Origin of the sequence: Nitratireductor sp. ZSWI3 (assembly GCF_024655565.1) — a bacterium.
In the GTDB taxonomy this organism is placed as follows: domain Bacteria; phylum Pseudomonadota; class Alphaproteobacteria; order Rhizobiales; family Rhizobiaceae; genus Nitratireductor.
Genome location: NZ_JANKOF010000036.1, coordinates 1 through 15786, shown reverse-complemented (window position 1 = coordinate 15786; position 15786 = coordinate 1). Strand labels below are relative to the sequence as shown.

Genomic DNA, 15786 nt, shown 5'->3' with positions numbered 1-15786 from the left:
CAGGGGCGGCGCCGCCGGGCGCCGCCTCATTTTCGATCAGGGCGGATGCAGGCATGACCCCAGGCATACTCGCAATCATCGTGCTGGTGCTCACCGTGGCCGGCTATGTTCTCGGCCGGCAACGCGCGCTGGCCCTGGCCAAGCGGGACGGTGTGCGCCTTCACTCCCTGCCCGGCCATTACGGCCAGGCCGTCGCGCTGTTCACGGCGGTTCCCGCCCTGTTGCTGATGGGCGCCTGGCTGTTCCTGCAGCCGCTCCTCATCGAAAGCCAGATCAGGTCGCAGATTCCGGACAGCGTTATTCCGGAAGGCGGCGCGCGAAGCCTCGTCATGGCCGATGTCCGCCGCATCGCCGACGGCCTCGACCGTCTCGTCAAAGCCGGCAGCATCGGCGAGGACGATTTGTCATCGATGCGCGCGGACTTTTCCGACATCCGTGGTCGCCTTGCCGGGGTCGGCGTGGCGCTCGGCTCCAATGTGGCGCCGGCCGTGCTCGAGGCGGCCAAGTCCTACCGCGCCATCGCCGGCACCAGTTCGGTCTTGCGAAACGTCGCGGTTCTCGCCACGGCGCTCGGCCTCGGCTTCCTGGCATGGAGGCGAATCCGGCCGGCGATGCGCGCCCGCAACGTCAGCGAAACATTCATTCGCGCCCTGTTGATCGGATCGTCGCTCGTCGCCATCCTGACGACATTCGGAATCGTCGCCTCCCTCCTGTTCGAGACGATCCACTTCTTCCGGATCTATCCGGCCAGGGAGTTCTTCTTCTCGACGGTGTGGAACCCCCAGTTCCGCGGGGGCTCCGAGCTCGGCATTCTTCCGCTGCTCTGGGGCACGTTCTACGTTTCGTTCGTCGCGTTGCTGCTGGCCGTGCCGATCGGCCTGATGATCGCGATCTATCTGGCCGAATATTCGGGCAAGGCGCTGCGCAGCTTCGCCAAGCCCGCCATCGAGATCCTCGCCGGCATCCCGACCATCGTCTACGGCCTGTTCGCGCTGATCACCGTCGGGCCTTTCCTGCGCGACTGGATTGCGCAGCCTTTCGGGTTGGGAAGCTCGTCGTCATCCGTCCTGACGGCCGGGCTGGTCATGGGAATCATGCTGATCCCGTTCGTCTCCTCACTGTCCGACGACGTCATCAATGCGGTGCCGCAGGCGATGCGCGACGGCTCCTACGGCCTTGGCGCCACGCAGTCGGAGACGATCCGGAAGGTGATCATACCGGCCGCCCTTCCGGGCGTCGTCGGCGCGATCCTGCTCGCCGCGAGCCGTGCCATCGGCGAAACCATGATCGTCGTCATGGGGGCCGGCGCGGCGGCTCGCCTCGGCCTCAATCCCCTGGAAGCGATGACCACGGTGACGGTCAAGATCGTCAGTCAGTTGACGGGCGACACCGAGTTCGCCAGTCCGGAAACGCTGGTCGCCTTTGCGCTCGGCCTGACGCTTTTCGTCTTCACGCTGGGCCTCAACATCCTTGCGCTCTACATCGTGCGCAAATACCGGGAGCAGTATGAATGACCGACCTGACAGCAACGCCTGCGCTCGCCGACGCGCAGAACCGTTCGCTTTTCAAGCGCGGTGAGCGTACGCGGCGGCGCCATGCGACGGAAAGGCGCTTCCGCGCAATCGGCCTGGCGGCGGTCATCTTCGGAATTCTCGCGCTGGTCGGTCTGCTCGGTTCGATTCTTTCGAACGGCGTCTCGTCCTTCCGGCAGACCTATGTGGCGCTCGACGTCTATCTTGATCCCGCAAAGCTGGACAAGACGGGCGATCGCGACCCGGAGGCGTTGCGGAAGCTGACGACCTTCACCTACCAGCCGCTGATCAAGACGGCCCTGGAGACGCTGATCGAAGAAAAGGGCATCAGCGTCGAAGGGCTCGGCGCCAAGGATGCGGAAGGGATCATATCGAAGGAGGCACCGGCGACGCTGCGGCATTTCGTGCTCGCCAATCCTTCGAAGATCGGGGAGGCCGTCAGGTTCGAGCTTCTCGCCGACGGGCGCATCGACGGCTACTACAAGGGCCGGGTGACGATGGAGACGGCGAAGCTGGACCGCAACGTCTCGCCAGAGCAGCTGATGCTGGCCGACAAGCTGAAGACAGCGGGTGCGCTGTCGACCCGGTTCAACTGGGCCTTTCTCACCGCGCCGGATGCATCCGACACGCGGCCGGAAGCGGCGGGCCTCGGTGTCGCCATCCTCGGCTCGGCCTATATGATGCTGATCGTTCTGGTCCTGTCGCTGCCGATCGGCGTCGCAGCCTCGATCTATCTGGAAGAATTCGCGCCGAGGAACAGGCTGACCGACATCATCGAGGTCAACATCGCCAATCTGGCGGCAGTGCCCTCGATCGTGTTCGGCATCCTCGGGCTGGCGGTCTTCATCAATTATGCGGGACTGCCCCAGTCCGCGCCGATCGTGGGCGGGCTGGTGCTGACGCTGATGACGCTGCCCACCATCATCATCGCGACGCGCGCGGCCCTGAAGGCTGTGCCGCCTTCGATCCGCGAGGCGGCGCTGGGTGTCGGCGCGTCGAAGATGCAGTCCATCTTCCACCACGTCCTGCCACTTGCCGCGCCGGGCATCCTCACCGGCACGATCATCGGTCTCGCCCAGGCGCTCGGCGAAACGGCGCCGCTTCTGCTCATCGGCATGGTGGCCTTTGTGCGCGAGTTTCCGGCGGCGCCGCCGGGAGGCTTTTTCGATCCCGCATCCGCCCTGCCGGTTCAGGTGTACAACTGGACACAGCGTGGCGACCCGGCATTCATCGAGCGGGCGTCCGGCGCGATCATTGTGCTGCTGGTCTTTCTGGTGATTATGAACCTGGGTGCCATCTTCCTGCGTCGCCGCTTCGAGCGCCGCTGGTAACGGAGTAGAAGGACCATGAACATGCTTACAGACGCTGCCGTCGAAGAGAAGCTGCAATCCGCGTCGAAGCCGACCGCCAGCAAGATGGTGGGAAAGGCCGTGACCGTTCACTACGGCGAGAAGCAGGCCCTCTTCGGTGTCGATCTGGAGGTGCCGGAGAAGCAGGTGATGGCCCTGATCGGCCCGTCGGGCTGCGGCAAGTCGACCTTCCTGCGGTGCCTCAACCGGATGAACGACACGATTGAGATCTGCCGCGTCGGCGGCTCGATCATGCTCGACGGCGAAGACATCTACGATCCGAGGATCGACGTGGTGGAGCTGCGCGCCAGGGTGGGCATGGTCTTCCAGAAACCCAACCCGTTCCCGAAGTCGATCTACGAGAACGTCGCCTACGGGCCGCGCATTCACGGGCTCGCTTCGAAGAAGTCGGAGTTCGACGAGGTCGTCGAGCAGAGCCTGCAGAAGGCCGGCCTCTTCAACGAGGTGAAGGATCGCCTGCACGAGCCCGGCACCGGCCTCTCCGGCGGCCAGCAGCAGCGCTTATGCATCGCCCGTGCAATTGCGGTCTCGCCCGAGGTGATCCTCATGGACGAGCCTTGCTCGGCGCTCGATCCCATCGCCACCGCCAAGGTGGAGGAGCTGATCGACGAGTTGCGCGAGAACTACACGATCGTCATCGTGACGCATTCGATGCAGCAGGCCGCCCGCGTCTCGCAGCGCACGGCCATGTTCCACCTCGGCAACCTCGTCGAGGAGGGACCGACGGACAAGATGTTCACCAATCCTGACGACAAGCGGACCCAGGATTACATCACAGGGCGCTTCGGCTGACGGCGGCGACGCCGGAGCCCATTCAACGAGGGACAAGACCATGGGCGAGCATACCGTCAGCTCTTTCGACGAGGAACTCGAATACATCGATCGCCTGATCCGTGACATGGGCGATCTGTCCGGCGCGATGACGCGTGCATCCACCAACGCATTGCTCGATTCCGACAATGCCCTGGCGCAGCGGGTGATCTCCGACGATGCCATCATGGACGCCAAGCAGCGCGAGCTCGACGAGCGCGCCATCACGCTGATCGCCAAGCGCCAGCCCATGGCGCAAGACCTGCGCAGCGTCGTCGGCGCCATCCGCATGGCCTCCGACCTAGAGCGCATCGGCGATCTGGCCAAGAACATCGCCAAGCGTGTCGGCGCCGTCGGCGAAAGCGCCACGCCGCGGTCGCTGGCTCATTCCATCGACGCCATGGCGGGGCTTGTCCTGAAGCAGGTCGACGCAGTGGTCGACCGCTACGTGAAGCGCGACGCCGAGGCGCTGGTTCATTTGCGCGACGAAGACGAGAAGATCGACATCCAATACACGGCGGTGTTCCGCGAGCTCCTGACCTACATGATGGAGGATCCGCGCAACATCACCGCCTGCACCCATCTTCTGTTCTGTGCCAAGAACCTCGAGCGCATCGGCGATCACGTGACCAACATCGCCGAGAATGCCTATTATGTGATGACCGGTTCGCAGCTTCCCGTGCAGAGGCCGAAGCTCGACGAAACGCAAATGACGGTCGATGCCGATCAGTGATCGACCGTTGAGACTGCCGTAGGAGAGTGCATGCCATGATTGCTCCCAAGGTCATGGTCGTTGAAGACGACGAACCCCTGTGTGTCCTCCTGAAATACAACCTGGAAGCCGAGGGCTACCAGGTGGAGGTCGTTTCACGCGGCGACGAAGCCGAGGTTCGGCTTCAGGAAAACGTTCCGGACATTCTGGTGCTCGACTGGATGGTCCCGGCCGTGTCCGGCATCGAACTGTGCCGCCGGCTGCGCATGCGCCCGGAGACCGAGCGCCTGCCGATCATCATGCTGACGGCGCGCGGCGAGGAGAGCGACCGGGTGCGCGGCCTGTCGACGGGCGCCGACGATTATCTGGTGAAGCCCTTCTCGACGCCGGAATTCGTCGCCCGCGTGCGGGCCCTGCTGAGGCGTGCCAAGCCGGAGGTGCTGTCGACGGTGCTGTCGGTCGGCGACATCGTCCTCGACCGGGAATCGCACCGCGTCTACCGGCGCAAGAACGAGATCCGCCTCGGGCCGACCGAGTTCCGCCTTCTGGAGTTCATGATGCAGCATCCCGGCCGCGTCTTCTCGCGCAGCCAGTTGCTCGACAATGTCTGGGGCGAGACGATCTACATTGACGAGCGCACGGTCGATGTGCATGTCGGGCGCCTGCGCAAGGCGGTCAATCAGGGCCGCATGCCAGATGTCATCCGCACGATCCGCGGTGCGGGATACGCCATTCGGGAGGCGTGACGGCGCCTTGCGGAAAGAAAAAAGCCCCGGCTCGACCGGGGCTTTGTTTTTTTGCCCTTTATTCTCCGTGCGTGTGACGGTCGCGCTCGACCTGCATGGCGACCGTCAGGTCGTCGGTGACCGGCTCGATGGAAGCGACCAGCTTGCCGTCGGGGGTGACGTCCCATTCGATGGTCGCGTCGTCATATTCCAGGGCGGGATCGACATAGACGCAGGTGGCGACCACATGCGGCGCCTCGCTCGAAAGCTCGCGCAGCGAGACGGGTTTTTCGGCCTCGCATTCCTCGAAGGTCTCGTAAACGGGTGTGGGCGCGGGAAGCTCGCGGCATTCTCCGAGGTTGCCGGAGCAGCCGACGATCAACAGAAGCGCAGCAATGTGTTCCATGGCCTTCTCCTTCCGGCGACCGGGCGACCGATTGCCGGGATTGTTGCTTCATCGGATGTTTGGGCCGGGCCTCGAATGCCGGCTTAACTGCCGCGGCGCAGCAGCCCCATCACCAACGAAACCGCCAGCAGAATGAGGAAGATGTAGAAGAGGATCTGCGCTATGCCTGCAGAGGCGCCGGCGATGCCGCCGAAGCCGAGCGCGCCGGCCACCAACGCGACCACGAGAAAGATCAGAGCCCAATAGAGCATCGATTTCACTCCTCTCGAGAACTGTCAGAGACAAACGCGAAACCCGCGCGGTTGGTTCCGGCGGCGGTGCCTGGCAAAAAGAAAGGCCGCCTCGGGGGCGGCCTTCCGGCAGGATGCGCAACGAGTGGGCTTCAAGCCGCTGCGCGGGCCTGATGATCGAAGAAAAGTGCCTGGCTGATCAGGGCCTTGACCATGTCTGGGCTGAATGGCTTGGTAACCAGGAAGGTCGGTTCGGGGCGCTCGCCGGTGAGCAGGCGCTCGGGGAACGCGGTTATGAAGATCACCGGGACCGGAGAGGTGGTGAGGATCTCGTTGACGGCGTCGAGGCCCGAGCTGCCGTCGGCGAGCTGGATGTCGGCCAGAACCATCTTCGGCTGGGTCCCGGCGAACATGCTGACGGCCTCATCGTGCGTCCGTGCGTTGCCGACGACGCGGTGGCCGAGGCTTTCGACCATCTCCTCGATATCCATGGCGATCAGCGGCTCGTCCTCGATGATGAGGATGTCCGTCGCCACCTGGCGGGAAATCTCCTCGCTGGCTTCGCGCAGCATGGTGCCCAGCGCGTCGAGGTCGGTGTCGAGGATTTCCGCAGCCTCCGGGGGGCTGAAGCCCTCGACGGCGACCAGCAGGAAGGCCTGGCGCGGGCGCCGGGCGAGGGCGGACAGATTGTTCAGCGCATGCCTTTCCCACGCCGACATCGAGGACGTCTCCGGCACCCGGATGTCGAGCGTCTCGAAAAGGGTGGCATAGAGCTTGAACAAGGCGATTTTGTCGGTCGAGGCGGCGGGGAAGATGCCGGTGTCGGCGATCAATGCCTCCAGCACCGCCGCCACCAGCGCATCGCCGCCGGTCTGGGAACCCGAAACGGCCCTAGAGAAGCGCCGCAGATAAGGTAGGTGCGGAGCAATTCGCGCTGACAAATTCATGGAATCCTGTCTCCCTGAGAAGTATGCAATTTCAACAAGCAGTCACATGAGTAGACTTTTTAACGCCCAAGGCCGCAAAATGTTCCACCAATGGAACGAAAACGCCCGGAAGACGTTGGGACACGGATTCTTGGCGGCCGCAGTGCCCCGCAAGGGCGTCTGCGAGCGTGTCGCACAAAGGGGGCTAAAGGCAATCATGGGCGAAGAGCAGGTATGAGTTACGGCAAATCAACCAACCGGCGGACATCGGGCCGGCGCGACGGCGGAGACGATCTGTTGGGCGTCAATTCCGAAATCGGCCGCAAACTCAAGCAATATTACGAGGATCTGGTGACCGAAGAGATTCCGGACCGGTTTGCCGAGCTTCTCAGTCAGTTGGAACAAAGTGACCGGTCAGAAAAGGCCGAACAAGAGGATTGATCCGCATGAGTGTCTACACGGGCTTTCGCGACGACTTGCTCGCGACCGTGCCCAGCCTGCGGGCCTTTGCCGTTTCCCTGGCTAAAAACGCTGACCGCGCCGACGATCTGGTCCAGGAGACCCTGGTCAAGGCGTGGGACAAGCAGAAGAGCTTCCAGCCGGGGACCAACCTGAAGGCATGGCTCTTCACCATCCTGCGCAACGAGTTCTACTCGCAGATGCGCAAGCGCAAGCGTGAGGTCGAGGACGGCGACGGCGTCATCACCGGCCATCTTTCAGTCCATCCGGCGCAAGAGGGCTCCGTCGATCTCAAGGATTTCCGCAAGGCGCTGGAGCAACTGCCCGAGGACCAGCGCGAGGCGATCATACTGATCGGTGCGTCCGGTTTTTCCTACGAGGAGGCGGCCGAGATCTGCGGTTGCGCCGTCGGCACCATCAAGAGCCGCGTCAGCCGTGCCCGGGCCCGGCTGCAGGACATTCTGGGCATCTCCGGCGAGAACGATTTCGGACCCGATCCGATCTCGGCGCAGATCACCAACACCGCATTCCTCGCCTGAGAAGGCTTCTGCTGGATCGCGTTCAAGAATCAGAGCGGGATGAGGAAAACCGCTTCACACTTATCCTCATCCCGCTCTGTCGCGCGCTGTCGGATGCAGCGCCATGGCCTGTGCCAGCGCTTCGATGAGGTCGCGCTCGTCATAGGGCTTCTCGACGACCCTGACGTCCGGGAAGGGCTCGAACACATGATGCGTCGACGGGTAGCCCGTGGCGAAGATGAACGGGATCCGCCGCGCCTGGAGGAGACGTGCGAACGCCTCCGTCGATCGGTCCGATACCTTGATGTCGAGAATCGCGCTCGAGATCTTGTGCGTGTCGAGAATTGTCGGCTCCAGCGCTTCGAAGGAACCGACGGTCACCACCTCGACTGCGCCCTGCTCCCGGCACAGCGCTTCAATGTTCATGGCGATCATGGCTTCGTCTTCGACAAGAAGGACGCGGGCACCCTTTAGCGGCTTGTTCAAACGGCCTCCTTTCGAAGCCTGCGATTTTTTGTTTCTGAATCTCATTGCACGAGACATTTGTCATCCAGAAAACGACAGGCCGCCGCATTTCAGGGCGGTGCGAGCGGGTTCGTCGACAAGGGGGCCTGCAGCGGGAAGAGGGCGGCTCCGCGTCAATCCGGCGGGTTCGGGCGGATCGGCGGGTTGGAACGCCGGGAAAGCGGCGAAGCGGCCGTTTCGATGAGCAGCCGGCGCTGCGGCCGGCGGCGCGACCTGGCGCTCGCCGGAGGCTCGATGCCGGGCAGGATGTTGCCGGCAATCGCATATATGGTCAGCAGGGCGGGAATGGCGATGAAACCGCCGATCGGCCCCCAGAACCAGAGCCAGAAGGCAATCGCCAGAAAAACGATGAACGGGTTGAGCGTCATGCGGCGGCCGATCACCGTCGGCGTCACGAACTGGGCTTCCAGGGCGTTGAGGCACAGATAGACCAGCGGCGGCATGAAGCTCGCCGTGAGCGTGTCGAATGTCGCAAGCCCGACGGCAAGAAGGACGACGGCCATCAGGGCCGGGCCGATGTAGATGACGAAGTTGAGGAGCGCCGCCATCGCGCCCCAGAGCGGGGCGGAGGGCACGCCGAGAAGCCATAGCGCCACCGTCACGGCGACGCCCAGCCCGACATTGATGATGCTGATCGACAGGAGATATTCCGACACGGCGTTTTCGACGTCGCGGAAGATATGGGCCACGCGCCAGCGCAGGCGGCGGTCGAAGCACAGCTTGAGGATTGCGATGCGCGTCTGGTGCCGGGTGGCGACGAAGAAATAGAGGCTGGCGAAGAACACCAGCAACTGCGCCAGCAGCGTCGGCGCGAGCACCGCGACATCCTGAACGGTGGAGCCTTCGTCGACGGAAACCCTGACGTTCGATCCGCCGGTGACGGCGCGGATCTCCTCCTGCAGGTTCCTCACCGTTTCGAGCGGCTGGCGCAGGCTGGAGAGCTGCAGCTGCAGCTCGTTCCAGATCTGCGGAAGCCTTTCGGTCCAGGCGGTGAGCGGCGTCGCGATGGCGATCAGGAACACGCCCACCAGGACGATGAAGACCAGCACGACGGTGATCGCCGAAAGAGACGGCGCTATGCCGCGCGCCTCCAGCCTGGTGGCGAGCGGCCCCAGCATCAGGCCGATGAAGACGGCAAGGCTGATGGGCGCAAGCAGGAACCGGGCATGGTGCAGGGCCGCGATGAAGGCCAACAGGCCGAGGAAGATGATGGAAACGCGCGCTGCCAGCGTGAGCGCCGTCGACAGATCCGTTATGGGCGCCGCGCGAGCTTGTTGCGATTGTTCTGGCGAATCCATTCGGCCGTTCCGGTGAGACAGAAAGAAGAAGACGCCGCCGCAATTTTTGTTCCTCGCAGAGTGGAACTGCATTCGCATTTGCGCGTTGGTTGCGCATTGCAGCAAAGGAGACCTGCCATGGCCACCACGGGGGCGAAGACGACGAATGCGCGCAAAACCGATGAGGTTCGTGGAAGCGATCTCGAGGAGGACATCCGCCAGCTGCGTGCCGACATGGCCCAGCTCGCGAGCCACCTGAAGGCCATGGGCGGCCAGACCGGCGAGGCCGCACGCAAGGCGGCCGGCGAGAGCGTGGACCATCTGTTCGAACAGGGCGAAGCGGCGCTGAGGAATGTCAAGGGCAACGCCCAGGAGGTCGAGCGTGAGCTGGCCCAGGCGATCCGCAACCGCCCGATCACTTCCCTTGCCCTGGCCGTCGGAGCGGGATTCCTGCTGGCCCTGGCCACCCGTCGCTAGAGCGCCATGCGTCCTTCCGGACGCACCAAGGACGCTCTTCCCTTTGGTTTTCCGCATTCATGCGGACGTCGGGTGATGCCACCTGACTGCAAAATGCTATAGGAACCTGAAATGTTGGCAAGGCTGCTTGCCTCCGTGGCGACGGGCGAGGTGTCGGACGTGCTGAAACGCTTGCGAGTCTCGGCGGCGCTTTATCTCCTGGCGGCGGTGCTCGGGCTGTTCGGCATCGGCTTCCTGGTGTTCGCCGCCTTTGTCGTGGCGGTCGACCGCTGGGGCGTCGTGACGGCGGCGCTCGGTTTCGGCATCGCATTTCTCGCGGCGGCGGGCATCGTCATCGCTTCCCTCAGGATATGGAGCAGGGTGGAGGCGCGCCGCGCCCGCCGCAGGCGCATGTCGGATGCCGGCGTTCTGGCGGGCACAGCGGCCCTGACGCTGCTGCCGACCCTGCTCGCCCGCTCGGGCGGGCTCGGCACGCTTCTGCTGCCGCTGCTGGCGGCCGCAGGCTATGCGATCTACCGCGAGAATGCGCGAACCGAGGATCCGGACAAGGACTGATCCCGCCGGCAAGGCGAAGGACGGTCACTTTCCGTTTCAGATGGAACTCCGGCCGGGCTTCACGCTTTCCCGGTAAAACCGGAAACACGAGGAGCAGTCATCATGCCGTTGAAGACGACCCCCAAGAAGGCGCGGCAGGGAAGGCGCGGATTGCCGGTCCTGCTGGTGCTCGTCTTCGGCCTGCTGCTGGCCGCGGTCGTCTGGTGGGGTGTCGAGGTCTACGGGCTGATGCTGGACAACCAGCAGACCGTCGAGACGCAGGCCTCACGCGACACGCCGGGCGGCTGACGCCGGATCAATCCATAGCGAGCCCAAGGAGAAACCCATGAGCAATGCTGCTGAAGTCCTGAAGCCGAAGATCCATGCCGACAAGATGAACATCGGCCTTTCCGATGCCGACCGCAAGGAGATTGCCGCCGGCCTGTCGGAAATCCTCGTCGGAACCTACCGCCTGCTCATCAAGACGCACATCTATCACTGGAATGTGGTCGGGCCGCTGTTCCATTCCATCCACGTGCTCACGGAAGAGCAATACAAGGCGCTGTTCGAGGCAACGGACATCATCGCCGAGCGGGTTCGGGCACTGGGCCACCATGCTCCGATCCTGTCGGGAACGGGCGTCGACACCTCGATCGAGCTCAAGGCTTCCGGTCGTTCGGCGCTCGAGATGGTGCGCGACCTGATCGGCGACCACGAGGAGGCGGTGCGCAAGATGCGCGACGTGGGCACCACCGCTGACGAGAAGGGCGATCTGGTCACCACGGACATGCTGACCGAGCGGCTGACGTTCCATGAGAAGGCCTTGTGGATGCTGCGTGCGATCATCGTCGATTGAGCGGTGATCGCCTGCGGAGGCTGAACCCGCCCCAAATGTGATTGCCTACCCGGGTCACCGGTCGTCCGGCACCAGCACCGCCAGCGCCCCGGGGAGCAGCTCGATCCGCGTCTCGGTGGCGAGCGGGCACAGTTCCCCGTCAATAGCGCAGCGAAACCGGCGCCGCTCGATGCCCACCGTGACCGTGACCTCGGTGGCCTGGTGGATCTCGACCTGGTCGTTCGCCTGCCAACGGCCGATGCCCATGTTCAGGAAATGCCAGATCAGGTCCCGCCGCTTGCGGGCGCGGGTGATGTAGATGCCGAGCTGTCCGCCGTCCGGCCGGTCGGCGAAGGGCAGGGTCCTGCCCTCGCCATAAAGATTGTTGGTGACGGCAAGGTTCGACGTGACGGCCCGCACCTGCGCTTCGCCCATGTCGAGGCGCACGTGCAGCGATGGAGGCCGGATCAGCATCGCAAGTGCGGCGCGTGTCGATGCCACCATCTTGCCGATCCGCGAGTGGAATTCCATGCGGTCGCGCAGGCCGATCAGCTTCGAGTGCATGCCGATCGAAAACTGGTGCACGAAACAGCGGCCGTTGGCGCGGGCGATGTCGACCCGGCGGATCCGTCCAGTGGACAGCGCCGCTATCGCGGCGTCGATCTGCAGCGGAATGTCGAGGCTGCGCGCGAAAAGATTCATCGTTCCGGCAGGCAGCACGCCGAGCGCCTTGTCCGTGCCGGCCACCAGGCCCGCGGCCAGGGAGATCGTGCCGTCCCCGCCGCCGGCAAGCAGCACGTCGGCGGCCGGATCTGCGGCGGCGGCGCGCATCAGGGGAACCAGATCGCCACCGTCGGCCAGTTTGACGTCGATCGAATGTCCCGCGGAACGGAAAACCGCTTCGAGCTGGCCGGCGAGCGCCGCGGTGTCGAGACCGCGCAAAGCGCCACCGTTGCGGTTCAGGACGGCCGCGACGCGCATCGGAAATCCTTTCTGGAGACGGGGTTGCGGTCCGCTCTCAAGAAGGAACGGGCAAAAAGGTTCCCTCAAAACAGCACGCATCAATGTCCGATTGCGCGGAACCACAACCGCAGAGAATCGTTTCATTGGTGCAAGCAGCCGCGCACCGATCCTCTCTGGCAAGTTCGGTTCGGTACGCGGCCTGTACAGAAACACTGCACATGGAGAGCTTATCATGATCCGCAACCTTTTGGCGACCACCGCGATCGCAACGCTCGTGGCCACCGGTGCGGTCGCACAATCGGGCACCGCACCCACTGGCGCACCCGCCGCGGCTCCCGAACAGCCCATGGTCATTCGCGCCGAAGGCCACCTGGCGACCGATCTGATCGGCAAGTCCGTTTATAACGGGACCGGCGAGGACGCCGAGAACATCGGCAAGGTGACCGACCTCGTGCTCGACGAATCGGGCGATGTCGTTGCCCTCGTCGTCGGTGTCGGAGGCTTCCTGGGCGTCGGCCAGAAAGAGGTCGCGCTTGAATACGACCTGGCCGAATGGGCCGAACAGGACGGCGACCGTTGGCTCGTGATCGCGACCACGGCCGATGCCTTGAAGGCACAGCAAGACTTCGACCGCTCGGCCTATCGTCCGATGCCGGCCGATGCCGACGTGACGGAAACCAAGCCGGCGACGAAGGACGACCTCGCCAGTGCTCCAGCTCCGACCGAGAATGGCGATGACACCACCGCCATGGCCCCGGCTCCGGGCGCTGACGGAACGGGCGCTGCAGGCGACACGGCCACCGCACCTGCTCCTGAGACAGATCAGCAGGCCGCAGACGCCGAGACCCCTGCTACGGACGAGCAGAGTGCAGAGACCGCGGCACCGGCACCGTCCGACAGCGAGACCGCTCAGGCTCCCGCCGACGAGGCGCCGATGACGGACGATACCACGACATCGGCCATCGACCGCTCGACCCTCGAAGAGATGCCGGCCGATCAGATCCGTGCCGAGGATATGACGGGAACGACCGTCTACGGCGCCAATGACGAAAACATCGGCGAGATCGGCGACATCATCCTGACGCCTGAAGGCCAGGTCGATGCCGTGCTGGTCGATGTCGGCGGTTTCCTCGGCATCGGCGAGAAAGAGGTCGCGATCGGCATGGACAATCTGGCGTTCATGACCGACGGCGAAGGCTCGCTGTATCTGTACACCAACTTCTCCAAGGAGGAGCTGGAGCAGCAGCCCGCTTATGACGAGGCGACCTACTCCGAGAATCGCGACGAAATGCGGATGCAGGTGGAATAGCTTGTACTGCTGACGTTGTGAGAAGGGCCCCGCGTCTTCGGACGCGGGGTCTTTTATTGTGCATTATTTGTTTACAATATGTCTTCCTTGGCAGACTTTCATTGACGAAGGATCGCTGCCATTTTCCGTGCTAGTGGTGCGATCCCAACAGATGGGTACCATCTGTTGGGAAAAATCGCCCCACCAGAGCAATACCTTGTGGGCTGACTTGTCGAAACAGATGGTACCATCTGTTTCGGTCAGACCACTGGTTTCGGCGGCTGAAAAGTCGCGCAACCGAGAAAGGGGCACGTCATGCTTACCCAGATCGAAGGCATTCATCACGTCACGTCGATGGCGCGCGACGCGCAGGTCACTGACCGATTCATCACCGGCACGCTCGGCTTGAGGCGTGTCAAGAAGACGGTCAATTTCGACGCGCCGGACGTCTACCATCTCTACTATGCCAACGGCATCGGCCAGCCCGGCACGGTGATGACCTATTTTCCCTTCCCTCAGATCGTTCCCGGCAGACGGGGTGCCGGGGAGGTGGGCACGACGGTCTTTTCCGTGCCCGAAGGCAGCCTCGGCTATTGGGCGAAGCGGCTCGAGGATCAGGGCGTCGGCGGGCTGAAGCCGGAGGCGCGTTTCGGCGAGCAGCGCCTGCGTTTCGACGGTGCCGACGGCGACGGTTTCGCGCTGGTGGAAACCAAGGGCGATCCCCGCGCGCCGTGGGATAGCGCGGATGTCGCGCCGGAGGCGGCGATCCGCGGCTTCCATTCGGCTTCGCTGGTGCTGCACGACCGCGGCGGCACCCAGGCGCTTCTCGAGCTGATGGGCTATCGCCCGGATGCCGAGGAAGACGGCGTGCTGCGCCTGTCGCGCGCGGATGCCAACGGCGCCGGTGTCATCGACCTGGAAACGCGGCCCGACGCGCCGATGGCGCGGCAGGGGGCGGGATCCGTTCATCACATCGCCTTCGCGGTGGCGGACGATGCCGCCCAGCTCGCCGTTCGCCAGAGGCTGATCGAGGAAGGGTTCCAGATCACCCCGGTGATCGACCGGGATTACTTCCACTCGATCTATTTCCGCTCTCCCGGCGGCGTGCTGTTCGAGATCGCCACGAACCAGCCCGGCTTTGCCAATGACGAGGACATGGCGCATCTGGGCGAGGCGTTGAAGCTGCCGAGGCAGCACGCGCATCTGCGCGAGCGGCTCGAGCGGACGCTGCCGGAGATCGGAGCATAGGCATGGCGACGGAATCCTATCCCTACCACCTCACCTCCGCCGGTCCCGGCAAGCCGCTGCTCTTCCTGTTTCACGGAACGGGCGGTACGGAGGAGCAGCTCCTGCACCTCGGTGCGGAGCTGGCGCCGGGCGCCGGCCTCGTCGCTCCGCGCGGCGATGTCAGCGAGCACGGCGCGGCGCGCTTCTTCCGCCGCACGGGCGAGGGCGTCTACGACATGGACGACCTGGCGCGCGCCACCGCCAAGATGACGGCGTTCGTCAGGGCGCATGTGGCGGTCGAGAAGCCGAGCGCCGTTCTGGGGCTGGGTTACTCCAACGGTGCCAACATCCTCGCCTCCGTCGTTTTCGACGCACCCTCGCTGTTCGACGCGGCGGTGCTGATGCATCCGCTGATTCCGTTCCAGCCGCGCTGGGGGGACGGGGCGGTGAAGACGCGGCTTCTCGTCACGGCGGGACGGCACGACCCGATCTGCCCTCTGCCGCTTACCAACCGTCTCTTGAGCTATCTCGAGGAGACGGGTGCGGAGAGTGAGATCGAATGGCACGATGGCGGGCACGAGCTGCGCCCGAACGAAGTCACCGCGGCGGCGCGTTTCCTCGCGCCGCTCCTGCAACGCCAGAAAGGGCAATTCATGAGCGACGAAACAGCGATCACCGTGGAGGAAACCGGCAGCAAGGGCCGCTATGTCTACCGGTCCGGCGGGCACGAGGCGGAGATGACCTTCTCCAAGATCGGCACCAGCCAGATCATCATCGATCATACGGACGTGCCGGATGCCTTTCGCGGCCAGGGCGTCGGCGTGGCGCTCGTCTCGCGTGCCGTCGAGGACGCTCGCAAGAGCGGCGTGAAGATCCGTCCGCTCTGCCCGTTCGCCGCCGCCCAGTTCCGCCGTCATCCGGAATGGCACGACGTGCTCGTGGCCCGGTAGCCGCAAGGGCATCTGCCGGCCT

The 15786-nt window shown here is 64.2% G+C and carries 20 protein-coding genes and 1 pseudogene; 15 read left to right on the top strand and 6 right to left on the bottom strand.

What is annotated here, in order from left to right:
• The first annotated feature begins 53 nt into the window (after nt 1-53).
• The 5 genes from pstC to phoB are packed head-to-tail and all read left to right on the top strand — an operon-like array spanning nt 54 to nt 5170.
• A complete protein-coding gene (gene pstC, locus NUU27_RS12890; protein ID WP_257762517.1) occupies nt 54-1514 on the top strand; it encodes a phosphate ABC transporter permease subunit PstC in 1461 nt (486 codons plus the stop codon).
• Entirely contained in the window at nt 1511-2863 is a 1353-nt protein-coding gene (gene pstA, locus NUU27_RS12885) for a phosphate ABC transporter permease PstA (RefSeq protein ID WP_257762516.1), read from the top strand. The genes pstC and pstA overlap by 4 nt, the downstream gene beginning before the upstream one ends.
• Before the next feature lie 15 nt (nt 2864-2878).
• Nucleotides 2879-3694: a phosphate ABC transporter ATP-binding protein PstB gene (gene pstB, locus NUU27_RS12880; protein ID WP_257762515.1), complete on the top strand. Its 816-nt coding sequence runs from the start codon at nt 2879-2881 to the stop codon at nt 3692-3694.
• A gap of 40 nt (nt 3695-3734) precedes the next feature.
• Entirely contained in the window at nt 3735-4445 is a 711-nt protein-coding gene (phoU, locus tag NUU27_RS12875; RefSeq protein WP_257762514.1) for a phosphate signaling complex protein PhoU, read from the top strand.
• 38 nt (nt 4446-4483) lie between these two features.
• The gene (gene phoB / locus NUU27_RS12870) at nt 4484-5170 is read left to right on the top strand and encodes a phosphate regulon transcriptional regulator PhoB (protein WP_257762545.1); all 687 of its coding nucleotides are present in this window, start codon (nt 4484-4486) and stop codon (nt 5168-5170) included.
• Nucleotides 5171-5228: 58 nt separating this feature from the next.
• Here the strand turns inward: phoB and NUU27_RS12865 are convergent, their stop codons facing one another.
• The 3 genes from NUU27_RS12865 to NUU27_RS12855 all read right to left on the bottom strand — a co-directional run bounded on the left by NUU27_RS12865 (nt 5229) and on the right by NUU27_RS12855 (nt 6732).
• Complete coding sequence (locus NUU27_RS12865; RefSeq protein WP_257762513.1) at nt 5229-5555, bottom strand: hypothetical protein; 327 nt, start codon at nt 5553-5555, stop codon at nt 5229-5231.
• A gap of 83 nt (nt 5556-5638) precedes the next feature.
• Nucleotides 5639-5806 carry a DUF1328 domain-containing protein gene (locus tag NUU27_RS12860; protein WP_257762512.1) on the bottom strand — a complete coding sequence of 56 codons (168 nt, stop codon included), beginning with the start codon at nt 5804-5806 and terminating at the stop codon, nt 5639-5641.
• Between the two features lie 131 nt (nt 5807-5937).
• Nucleotides 5938-6732 carry a response regulator gene (locus NUU27_RS12855; protein WP_257762511.1) on the bottom strand — a complete coding sequence of 265 codons (795 nt, stop codon included), beginning with the start codon at nt 6730-6732 and terminating at the stop codon, nt 5938-5940.
• Nucleotides 6733-6945: 213 nt separating this feature from the next.
• On the opposite strand from NUU27_RS12855, the gene NUU27_RS12850 reads away from it, so the two are divergent.
• Both NUU27_RS12850 and NUU27_RS12845 read left to right on the top strand, forming a co-directional pair.
• On the top strand, nt 6946-7152 hold the full coding sequence (locus tag NUU27_RS12850; protein WP_257762510.1) for a NepR family anti-sigma factor: 207 nt from the start codon (nt 6946-6948) through the stop codon (nt 7150-7152).
• A 5-nt stretch (nt 7153-7157) separates the two neighbouring features.
• Nucleotides 7158-7709, top strand: coding sequence for a sigma-70 family RNA polymerase sigma factor (locus NUU27_RS12845; protein ID WP_257762509.1), 552 nt, complete (start codon nt 7158-7160; stop codon nt 7707-7709).
• Nucleotides 7710-7775: 66 nt separating this feature from the next.
• On the opposite strand, the gene NUU27_RS12840 is transcribed toward NUU27_RS12845, so the two are convergent.
• Together NUU27_RS12840 and NUU27_RS12835 are read right to left on the bottom strand one after the other, a co-directional pair.
• The gene (locus NUU27_RS12840) at nt 7776-8174 is read right to left on the bottom strand and encodes a response regulator (RefSeq protein ID WP_257762508.1); all 399 of its coding nucleotides are present in this window, start codon (nt 8172-8174) and stop codon (nt 7776-7778) included.
• Between the two features lie 152 nt (nt 8175-8326).
• A complete protein-coding gene (locus NUU27_RS12835) occupies nt 8327-9511 on the bottom strand; it encodes an AI-2E family transporter (RefSeq protein ID WP_257762507.1) in 1185 nt (394 codons plus the stop codon).
• Between the two features lie 117 nt (nt 9512-9628).
• Between NUU27_RS12835 and NUU27_RS12830 the strand changes: the two genes are divergently transcribed.
• The 4 genes from NUU27_RS12830 to NUU27_RS12815 all read left to right on the top strand — a co-directional run bounded on the left by NUU27_RS12830 (nt 9629) and on the right by NUU27_RS12815 (nt 11357).
• Complete coding sequence (locus NUU27_RS12830; protein ID WP_257762506.1) at nt 9629-9967, top strand: YqjD family protein; 339 nt, start codon at nt 9629-9631, stop codon at nt 9965-9967.
• A gap of 111 nt (nt 9968-10078) precedes the next feature.
• The gene (locus tag NUU27_RS12825) at nt 10079-10522 is read left to right on the top strand and encodes a hypothetical protein (protein ID WP_257762505.1); all 444 of its coding nucleotides are present in this window, start codon (nt 10079-10081) and stop codon (nt 10520-10522) included.
• 102 nt (nt 10523-10624) lie between these two features.
• Nucleotides 10625-10810, top strand: a complete 186-nt coding sequence (locus NUU27_RS12820; protein WP_257762504.1) for a hypothetical protein — start codon at nt 10625-10627, stop codon at nt 10808-10810.
• 37 nt (nt 10811-10847) lie between these two features.
• Nucleotides 10848-11357 (top strand): Dps family protein, encoded by a 510-nt coding sequence (locus NUU27_RS12815; protein WP_257762503.1) that lies wholly within the window; start codon nt 10848-10850, stop codon nt 11355-11357.
• A gap of 54 nt (nt 11358-11411) precedes the next feature.
• On the opposite strand, the gene NUU27_RS12810 is transcribed toward NUU27_RS12815, so the two are convergent.
• Nucleotides 11412-12317 carry a diacylglycerol kinase family protein gene (locus tag NUU27_RS12810; protein WP_257762502.1) on the bottom strand — a complete coding sequence of 302 codons (906 nt, stop codon included), beginning with the start codon at nt 12315-12317 and terminating at the stop codon, nt 11412-11414.
• A 214-nt stretch (nt 12318-12531) separates the two neighbouring features.
• On the opposite strand from NUU27_RS12810, the gene NUU27_RS12805 reads away from it, so the two are divergent.
• From NUU27_RS12805 to NUU27_RS12790, 4 genes and pseudogenes are all read left to right on the top strand, one after another.
• Nucleotides 12532-13608: a PRC-barrel domain-containing protein gene (locus NUU27_RS12805; protein WP_257762501.1), complete on the top strand. Its 1077-nt coding sequence runs from the start codon at nt 12532-12534 to the stop codon at nt 13606-13608.
• Nucleotides 13609-13902: 294 nt separating this feature from the next.
• Complete coding sequence (locus NUU27_RS12800; protein ID WP_257762500.1) at nt 13903-14835, top strand: ring-cleaving dioxygenase; 933 nt, start codon at nt 13903-13905, stop codon at nt 14833-14835.
• A 2-nt stretch (nt 14836-14837) separates the two neighbouring features.
• Nucleotides 14838-15449 (top strand): annotated as a pseudogene (locus NUU27_RS12795) (alpha/beta hydrolase); the annotation flags it as partial.
• An 18-nt stretch (nt 15450-15467) separates the two neighbouring features.
• Complete coding sequence (locus NUU27_RS12790) at nt 15468-15764, top strand: GNAT family N-acetyltransferase (RefSeq protein ID WP_257762544.1); 297 nt, start codon at nt 15468-15470, stop codon at nt 15762-15764.
• The last annotated feature ends 22 nt before the right edge of the window (nt 15765-15786 follow it).